This window comes from Lysinibacillus sp. 54212, from assembly GCF_036662795.1.
GTDB lineage: Bacteria > Bacillota > Bacilli > Bacillales_A > Planococcaceae > Lysinibacillus_B.
The window spans coordinates 89,015-96,312 of the sequence record NZ_JBAFWZ010000013.1 but is presented as its reverse complement, the minus strand read 5'-3'; the positions used below and the strand labels follow the sequence as shown (position 1 = coordinate 96,312).

Genomic DNA, 7,298 nt, shown 5'->3' with positions numbered 1-7,298 from the left:
CTTTCGTAGATGCATTGAGACAATGGCCATTGACACTCAAGCATCATACTAAAGGACTTTTTTTATTTCAAGTCCCCGAAAATCCTTATAACAGGAATGCTTATTTTTAAATAAGGTGCCAAAGCAAAAAAATACTATTTGACACATATTTTATAATATGTTGTATATCAAAATCGGTCTTTTCAAAAAATCGAGGTTATTTTATGTATCGGAAAAAAATTTGGAAGAATTATTATCAGGCAGTTGCAGAAGTGAGGCTTTTAAAATTGGTAGCGAAAAAGATGTGCTGTACTCTTTTGTGGAGATCCTGATTGAAAAAATGGCTTTTTAGCGAGAAGTTCAATGATTTCCAACCGATTTGACTGCTATAATAGTAGGTCTAACGGTCTATCCTTTATCACAATGGAACATATGTAGTGGCAAAGTGAAGCAGAAAATGGTCATGTTTTTCGCTATTTCTATTCGTTTTTGATGAAAAAAATAGGTGGCTGTATGGAAAAAGGGGGATGGAAATTATCCTGCAATCCTATTTCTTTACATGAACATAACAAAAAATTAAAGGGTAAACGCTTGTCGCCAGTAAAAAAGTTCAATAGACTAATAGTATCGAAAGAAAGTGGAGGGAATAGGATGAGAAAAAGTATTGCGATTGATATGGACCAAGTGTTAGCGAATAGTTACCGGAAAATGGTTGTTACTTATAATGAAGTAAGTGGTGAAAATTTAACAGAGGATCAATTTTTAGAGGGGACAAAAAAGGATCTCGACCCTTCAAAAGCAAGGCAGTTTTTTGAAAAGTTAAATGAACCATCGTTTTTCCGTGATTTTGAAGTGCTGGACGAAGATTCAATCAGAGTCGTAAAGGAACTGAACGAGCATTTTGATGTCTATATTGCAACAGCAGCGATGGAAGTACCGGGTTCGTTTACTGCAAAATACGACTGGCTGCAAGAGCATTTCCCATTTTTAAACCCCCAACACTTTGTATTTTGTGGCAACAAAGCAGTTATCCATACCGATTACCTAATCGACGACAACCCACGTCAGCTCAATGCCTTCAAGGGTCAAGGCATCCTCTACTCTATGCCCTACAACGAGCACGTAGAAGGTTTCGTCAGAATGCACAACTGGAAGCAGATTGGGGAGTATTTTTTGAAGGTCGGGATTGAGAAATAATAAAAAGGTTTGGCAGTCAGCGGATGTAAGAGCGGACTTGCCAAACCTTTTATTATTTACTTTTCATCCATAACAGACTCTTTTATTAAGCTTTGAGCAGGTTGATATTCATACGGAGGTGTAGGTAAACCGGGTACTTCTGGTAGAGGTACTACACTTGACCCGTATTTTATAAATGTTCCTCCATTTCCATCGATCCTATTGGCGATAACGGTACCGGTAATGTTACCCCCTCCTGACAATTTTAAATCAGCATGAGGGGCAATTATATATTGACCGTTCGTAGGAACTCCACCACTTATATCTAGTTCCTTTCCTCCTGAGTAAATATTACCATAAAACCCAGCTCCCCCAGTTAATTTTAAGTCGGCAGAATTTGTATAAAAAGAACCGTACAACTGTGTTTCGCCACTAAAGGTTGTTGGTTTTGTTCCTTGGTAAAAAAGATTAATTTGATTCGGGTTGCCGTTGTTATTAAAAGAGCCTTTAATATTGACGTCATCTTTTACAAAGATGTTTAAAGTTCCTGATCCGACTATTTTAATATGTCCCTGTTGAATATCCATTGAATTGACATATAGATTTACATTGTTGTTTCCTATATCTATAGTGATTTTATTATTACTTGTTACTTTAAAATCATCAAACCGAATATCCTGATTCATAGTTAGTGTGTAATTATCAGCCATCCAGTTATCCGCCTTAAAACTTCCATTTTCAATTATTTTCTTTTTATTCTCATTATTAAGTTCTTTATCTTCTGGATAACTAAGTTTTTTTAGTTCATCAAATTTTTGATTTGGGAATTCTGGTAAGTAATCTTCTAGTTTTATATTATTTGCCTCTGGTGGAAGAGTTGTAGTTCCTGTTACATTTGCCCCGCCCTTAATGATAATATTACCGTTTAAACTTCCTGCGTTTCCGTTTATTGTAGCTCCCCCTACTAACATGATATCCCCATTAGTAATTGCTGCTAGGTTAGAGATTGGTGTGTTTGGTGTAGTATTTCCGTCTCCATCTCCATTACCGCTTCCAGGACCTCCATCTGGTATAGGGGCATTGATGTCTACTGTTAGTTTTTGCGATAGTGAACGCGAGTTTTTGCCGGAATTTTCAAAATTACCTACAGATTCTAGGTTGAAAATACACGAAATATTTGAGCCTGAAGTACATTCGCCCTTAATTGTAGTCTTTGCTATTGGTTGTTCATTGAATTGTTGAGAGAAATTGTAAGAATTTTCGTAAATAATAATGCCTGAACTTGTATTAAAGCTACATTTTGAAGTCTTAGTTAGTAAATTATATTGATTGCAAAATTGACTTTTAATTTGATCATAATAATAATTTTCAAAGCTACCGTATGAATCTAATACTGCTTTTTGTTCCTTGTAGGTTAAACTGTTGAAGCTGCTAATTAAAGAAGTATAGAGTTCGTTAAGTACCTCGGATATTTTAGATTTTTCTAAATTGATACCAGCCTCTGCAATATAATAAATGGACTGGTCGTATCGTTCATTTACGGTTGTCTTATTTGAATTAGCTGTTACGGTTAATAGACTTAAACCTAATATTGAAATAAGGAATATAGTTAAGATAGTTAAATATAAAGCATAACCCTTACTGTTAAGATATCTCATTATTCATCGCCCCTTCTAAATATTAGTGTTGTTTCGTATGTTTGATCATTTAGTTTAAAAGTTACGGTTGCGGCATCGTTAGTTGTATCGGAATTTATCTTAAATGAACTTATTTTATTGGCCATTATGGAGCCATTTCTAGATAATTGATTGTCTGTAGAATACGTATACTCTACTAATTTATTATTGTCTTTATCATTAAAGAAATATCGATTTGGATTAACTGGATCTATGGTAATGTTGTAGGTTTTTCTAATATCTTTCGTTATCTGTTTTAAAATGTATGCTGAATCATTTATTTGAATAGATTCTGATACTTGAACCTTGTTTTGTTTATTTGCAGAAAAAATAATATTGTAAATAAATAAGCTTACGATGAAAAGGATAACGACCGTAGCTAACAGTTCAATTAAAGTTAATCCTTTTTCATTGCTTGTTATTTCCTTCATAAATCTCACTCTTTCTAGTAAGTGTTATTTCCATACATAAATATTTTCAACTTTTGCTTTTTGAATATCACTTGAATCCGAAACTTCGATTAATACATTCCCGGCATTTTCATAATCACATAGAGTGGAAATAGTTATTTTCGATGTAAAATTATCGATATCCTTTTGATAAGAAAAAATTTTCCCGTAAGTTGATGGGTCTATAGTAGAAGAGTTAGTACAGTTATTTATTTCTTCTTCAAGGAAAGTATAACCATTTATATAACTTCTGGATAAATTAGATAATGAACTTTGCTTAGATAGATTATAAATTTTCTCCATCTCCTTTTGTGCTATATAGGTAGCTTCATTGATGCTTTCAGACGAAGAATTTGTTTTTTTTGATTGTATAAAAAAAGCAAAAAAAGAAAGTAAGATAATCGTTATTAGTACAATAGAAGCAACAACCTCTAGTAAACCAAACCCTCGTTCATTCTTTATAGTTTTCAATGGTAGATTCCCTCCCTTATTTAAGAGTAGTTAATTTGGTATATATGAAGAATAGTAGGTTTTTATAATAAAATCTATAGTTATAAAAATTTTATAAATATTTATATATTTTTAACCTAGATTTAACCTTAGTGTATTACTATTGGTTGGTAAGTGATAGAAAAAATATAAATATTTCATTACCGGATAGGAGAAAAATAATAAAAATTATAATTTACGTTAATATAATTTACACTTTAAATATCCAATTAATATTAGAATAAAGTCTTATTTACATATAGGTAGAAATATATAATTAGAGATCATATAAATCTATTTAAAAGCTAATAGATTAGAAAAAAATCTATAAAACTATTTGAACATTCATTGACATTATCTATTATTTTACAGTAAGTAGGTTGAATGGTATATACATTTCGTGGTTTTTTATAGTATCATTTATTTATAGATAATTAGTAACGGTGGTAAATTTGAATTTGTAGAGATAGGAAAATATAAATGGTACATCTGAGGTGGTGGTAAGGTGAAAAAATCAATCAAAATAATTACGGTTTTTACTTTAACAGCTATGCTACTTGCACTATGGTTACCTGAATTTATAACAGGGCAATCGGCAATGGCAGAGGGGGATGCGAAAGGGTCAACAATTGGTGGCGTTGAAGTTGGGGATTTAAAAGGACAGGAATTAAAGGATGCATTAACAGAGGCCGTGAATACGTGGAGCTCACAGCCGGTGATCGTCTCGGACGGTGGAAGTACGCTTACATTAAATTCAGCCTCTTTTCAATTTGATATCGATGGAACGGTTGAAGAATATGAAAAGAATTACCGAAAATCATGGTATGAGTTTTGGGATAAAGGTTCCGTGGTACACCTGCCACTTCAAGTGTCTCCAAGCGAAAGTGTAAAAAACGAAATAGATAAGATGGCAACTTGGGACAGCGACAAGACGTATGACAAAGTAACCGTCAATGCCTCTTATTTAAAAAAAGGTGAGATAGAAGCAGAGATAAAGGACTTATCGGTAGTTGAAACTGATCGAGTAGCGCTTTCAGTGGAAGAGATTCCAACGACAGCACTAGGTGTAAAAGAGCTGTCTAGTCTATTGCACGATAAGGTGATCAATCCAGGCGAAACCTTCTCGATGCTTGAGGAAATTGATCCGTATATCGATGCAGCAAACAGTGATGCTGTTAATTTTGTTGCATCGATGCTATATCATGCAGCACTTCATACACATACAGAAATTGCTGAGCGTCATTCACAAAAAGAAATTCCTTCCTACCTTCAGCCTGGTATTGAGGCAAACATCGATGCATTGGCAAAACGGGATTTAAAATTTACGAATCTTTCAAGCCATCCAATGAAGTTGAAGCTTACGATAGAAGGAAATGAGTTAAAGGTTGAGATGTACACGAGCCACAAGGACACGGAAGTTTCCCTAAAGGTTTCACGTGATGAATCAATTGCACCTAGAACGATTACACGTTATTCGAATGATTTAAGAATCGGGCAATCGAAGGAGCTTGAAAAAGGTGCGGAAGGGTTACGTGTGACAGTTTACCGTACGATCCAAGGTGAGGAAAGATTAATAAGTCGTGATTATTACCCACCTGTAAACCGAGTTGTGCTGAAGTCCTCGAGACAGCCTGTTGTACCAGTAAACCCTGATACGACGAATGATTCGGACCTGGGAATGGATTTAGATGGCGATGGTGTTCCAGATGACAATTCGTCTACGGAAAAACCGAATGGACAAGGCTCACAAACGGACACAAATGAAGATGGAGAGGAAAAGCTTCCACCAGGCAGCTATTACGACAAAGGTGGTAATTTAATTACGCCATAGAGAAAGGGGCGAATACGGATGAAGGTAGCTACTCGTAAGCGTTTAGGAGACTTGCTATTAGAGGCGGGTGTAATAACAGAGCAACAATTAACACACGCCCTAGAAAATAAAAGTCGCGAAGAAAAATTAGGGGATTTCCTTATTAAAGAAAATGTACTAACAGAGCAGCAGCTTATTGAAGTACTTGAGTTTCAATTAGGTATTCCACATATTTCGCTTAATCAATATTCAATTGATCCTGAGCTATTACACCTAATACCAGCTGAGCTAGCAAAGCGTGCGAACATTATGCCGATTCGCCGTGAACGTAATAAGCTATTTATCGCGATGGCCGACCCGATGGATTATTTTGCAATTGAGGAAGTCCGAATGGCTACTGGCTGCCAAATCGAAACGAGTATAGCAGCGAAGGACGATCTGTATCGTACGATTACGAAATATTACGATTTGCAGGAGTCGATGGAGGCTGCACTATCTGATATGTCTGTTAATGCAGCCGATGTGCAGCAGGAAATTACGGATGAGGACTCGCCAATTGTCCGTCTTGTAAACCAAATTATTGCAAATGGTGTAGCACAGCGCGCCTCTGATATTCACTTTGACCCACAAGAAACGGAATTCAAAGTTCGTTATCGTGTAGATGGTGTGCTAAGGACAGAGCGTTCGCTACCAAAGCATATGCAAAATATGATGACGGCTCGTGTGAAAATTATGGGGAACTTAAACATTACCGAAAATCGGATACCACAGGATGGTCGTATTAAAGCGAATGTGAACTTTAAGCCTGTCGATATCCGTTTATCAACGCTCCCCACTGTGTATGGCGAGAAAATAGTAATGCGTATTTTAGATTTAAGTAATGCAGCAACGGATATTACGCAAATTGGCTTTTCTAATAAAAATGAGGGACTATTCCGTGAAATGATCGCTCGTCCGAATGGCATTGTGCTTATTACGGGTCCAACGGGTTCTGGTAAATCGTCTACGCTTTATGCGGCCCTATCTAATTTAAATGAAGAAGGCGTCAACATTATTACAGTTGAGGATCCTGTTGAATATCAGTTAAACGGCATTAACCAAATTCAAGTGAAGGAAGAGGTTGGCTTAACGTTTGCGGCTGGACTGCGCTCTATTTTACGTCAGGACCCGGATATTGTGATGATTGGGGAAATACGAGATTTAGAAACAGCACAAATTGCCGTTCGTGCCTCGTTAACAGGGCATCTTGTGCTAAGTACGCTTCATACGAATAGTGCGGTGGAATCGATTTCGCGCTTACAGGATATGGGGATCGAGCCATTCTTAATTTCCTCGTCTCTTATTGGGGTAATGGCGCAGCGACTTGTTCGTCGCGTGTGCCGAGATTGTGGTGAAAATGTTACGGCAACCGAGCGGGAAAAGGAAATCTTTGCGGCGAATGGATTTACGGTTGAAAAAGTTCGAAAAGGGCGCGGCTGTCCTTCGTGTAACAGTACAGGCTATCGTGGGCGACTAGCCATTCATGAAATTTTACCAATAGACCGTCAGCTAAAGGATCTGATTTTAAGTCGAGAGAGCGGAACGGTTATTCGAGATTATATGAAGCAGGAAGGGTTCCATACATTACTGCAGGATGGCTTACAAAAAGTACTAGATGGGGTCACAACGACGGAAGAAGTGCTTCGAGTTGCGACGAATGAATAGGAAGTGAGTTATACG

Annotated in this window: 6 protein-coding genes; 3 read left to right on the top strand and 3 right to left on the bottom strand. The window is 36.5% G+C overall.

Annotated elements, in window-relative coordinates:
* Positions 1-630: 630 nt before the first annotated feature.
* Positions 631-1,176, top strand: coding sequence for a 5' nucleotidase, NT5C type (locus V4T18_RS11190; protein ID WP_332649392.1), 546 nt, complete (start codon positions 631-633; stop codon positions 1,174-1,176).
* 56 nt (positions 1,177-1,232) lie between these two features.
* Here the strand turns inward: V4T18_RS11190 and V4T18_RS11185 are convergent, their stop codons facing one another.
* Genes V4T18_RS11185 through V4T18_RS11175 form a run of 3 tightly spaced genes read right to left on the bottom strand, consistent with a single transcriptional unit; the run spans position 1,233 to position 3,751 of the window.
* Positions 1,233-2,813 (bottom strand): DUF7305 domain-containing protein, encoded by a 1,581-nt coding sequence (locus V4T18_RS11185; protein ID WP_332649391.1) that lies wholly within the window; start codon positions 2,811-2,813, stop codon positions 1,233-1,235.
* Positions 2,813-3,262: a PilW family protein gene (locus V4T18_RS11180; protein WP_332649389.1), complete on the bottom strand. Its 450-nt coding sequence runs from the start codon at positions 3,260-3,262 to the stop codon at positions 2,813-2,815. Before V4T18_RS11180 ends, V4T18_RS11185 begins: the two co-directional genes overlap by 1 nt.
* A 24-nt stretch (positions 3,263-3,286) precedes the next feature.
* Entirely contained in the window at positions 3,287-3,751 is a 465-nt protein-coding gene (locus V4T18_RS11175) for a type IV pilus modification PilV family protein (protein ID WP_332649387.1), read from the bottom strand.
* 523 nt (positions 3,752-4,274) lie between these two features.
* Here V4T18_RS11175 and V4T18_RS11170 point away from each other — a divergent pair.
* On the top strand, positions 4,275-5,600 hold the full coding sequence (locus V4T18_RS11170; protein ID WP_332649385.1) for a VanW family protein: 1,326 nt from the start codon (positions 4,275-4,277) through the stop codon (positions 5,598-5,600).
* 18 nt (positions 5,601-5,618) lie between these two features.
* Positions 5,619-7,283, top strand: a complete 1,665-nt coding sequence (locus tag V4T18_RS11165; RefSeq protein ID WP_332649383.1) for a GspE/PulE family protein — start codon at positions 5,619-5,621, stop codon at positions 7,281-7,283.
* The last annotated feature ends 15 nt before the right edge of the window (positions 7,284-7,298 follow it).